This is a genomic window from Amycolatopsis kentuckyensis (assembly GCF_002155975.1).
In the GTDB taxonomy this organism is placed as follows: domain Bacteria; phylum Actinomycetota; class Actinomycetes; order Mycobacteriales; family Pseudonocardiaceae; genus Amycolatopsis; species Amycolatopsis kentuckyensis.
In genome coordinates this window covers 1-662 of sequence record NZ_MUMI01000846.1, presented here as the reverse complement: position 1 = coordinate 662, position 662 = coordinate 1, and the positions used below count along the sequence as shown (strand labels likewise).

Annotated in this window: 1 protein-coding gene; it reads right to left on the bottom strand. The window is 66.8% G+C overall.

What is annotated here, in order from left to right:
• On the bottom strand, window positions 1–662 hold a 662-nt coding region (locus CCN39_RS48590), incomplete at both ends, for an AAA family ATPase (protein WP_143264503.1).

Sequence of the window (662 nt, the reverse complement as noted above, 5' to 3'; positions counted from 1 at the left end):
TCCAGCACCTGCAGCAGCGTGTTGTAGATCTCCTGGTGCGCCTTCTCGATCTCGTCGAACAGCACCACCGAGAACGGCTTGCGCCGCACCTTCTCGGTCAGCTGCCCGCCCTCTTCGTAGCCGACGTAACCCGGAGGGGCACCGAAGAGCCGGGAGGCGGTGTAGCGGTCGTGGAACTCACCCATGTCGATCTGGATGAGCGCGTCGTCCTCACCGAACAGGAACGACGCCAGCGCCTTCGACAGCTCCGTCTTCCCGACACCGGACGGGCCGGCGAAGATGAACGACCCCGACGGGCGCTTCGGGTCCTTCAACCCGGCGCGGGTGCGGCGGATGGCCTGCGAGACGGCCTTGACCGCGTCCTCCTGCCCGATGATGCGCTTGTGGAGCTCGTCCTCCATGCGCAGCAGCCGGGTGGTTTCCTCCTCGGTCAGCTTGAACACCGGGATACCGGTCCAGTTGGCCAGCACCTCCGCGATCTGCTCGTCGTCGACCTCGGCGACGACGTCGAGGTCGCCGTCCTTCCACTGCTTCTCCCGCTCACCCTTCTGCCCGAGGAGGGTCTTCTCCTCGTCCCGCAGGCGGGCGGCCCGCTCGAAGTCCTGCGCGTCGATCGCGGACTCCTTGTCCCGGCGGACGTTGGCGATCTTCTCGTCGAACTC